General features: G+C 62.1%; 2 protein-coding genes. Both read right to left on the minus strand.

All coding sequences use genetic code 11. The annotated features are described in order from the left end of the window. A partial coding sequence (locus AC1D1P_RS24045) for an ATP-binding cassette domain-containing protein (protein WP_477674748.1) occupies positions 1-683 on the minus strand: 683 nt, incomplete at its 3' end. Next, positions 683-1,094: ABC transporter permease subunit (locus AC1D1P_RS24050; protein WP_477674749.1), on the minus strand; the 412-nt coding region annotated here is incomplete at its 5' end. The genes AC1D1P_RS24050 and AC1D1P_RS24045, both read right to left, overlap by 1 nt.

The raw sequence follows: 1,094 nt of genomic DNA on the forward strand, positions 1-1,094 counted from the left end.
AGGTTCAGGTCGTGTGTGATCATCAGCACCGCCATGCCGTTGCGCTGCTGCAGCTCGCCCAGCAGGTCCAGGATCTGGCCGCGCAGGGTGACATCCAGCGCGGTGGTCGGCTCATCGGCCAGCAGCAGCCGGGGCTGGCAAGCCAGCGCCATCGCAATCATGGCCCGCTGCCGCTGGCCACCCGAAAGTTGATGCGGAAAGGAGTTGGCCCRCCTTTCAGGCTCGGTGATACCCGTATCTGCTAGCAATTTGATAGCTGCTTGCGCACATTCAGCGGGGGTCAGGCCCTGTTTTAGCTGAAGAACTTCGGCGATCTGGTTGCCCACACTGAACAGGGGGTTCAGTGCTGTCATGGGCTCCTGGAAGATCATGGCGATGTCACGGCCGCGAATCCCACGCAAGGACTGCTCCGGCAAGGACAGCAAATCCACGGGCGCCCTGGGCGGCGCACCGCTGGCGGCCCGGTCTGCCGCATCGATGCCGGTAAAAACAGCCTTGCCACCGACCACGGCGTTTTGCGCCAGCCGTAGCAGGCTCAGCGCCGTCACGGTCTTGCCCGAACCCGATTCGCCCACCAGCGCAAGCTTTTCGCCGGGTGCGATGGAAAAATCGATGCCGTGGACGACGGATTTTCCTGCGAACGAGATCTGCAGGTTTTTGACATCAAGGAGCGGCGGCGTCATCAGTCGGCCTTCCTGGGATCCAGGGCATCGCGCAAGGCGTCGCCCATGAAGGTGAGGAGCAGCAGCGTAATCACCAGCACCGCGAAGGTAGACAGCGATATCCACCACGCATCGATGCTGTTCTTGCCTTGCGACAGCAACTCACCGAGCGAAGGCGTGCCCGGCGGTACGCCCAGACCCAGGAAATCAAGCGAAGTCAGCGCCAAAATCGCGCCACTCATGCGAAACGGCARRAARGTCACSACMGGCGTCAKGCTGTTGGGCAGGATGTGCCGCCASATGATKTGCAAGTTACCCACGCCCAGCGCGCGCGCGGCACGCACGTAGTCCATCTGCCGGTTGCGCAGGAATTCGGCGCGCACATAGTCTGACAACCCCATCCATCCGAACAGGCTGAGCAGGATCAGCAAC

The sequence above is a fragment of the Polaromonas sp. P1_E1_2 genome (genome assembly GCF_056406035.1).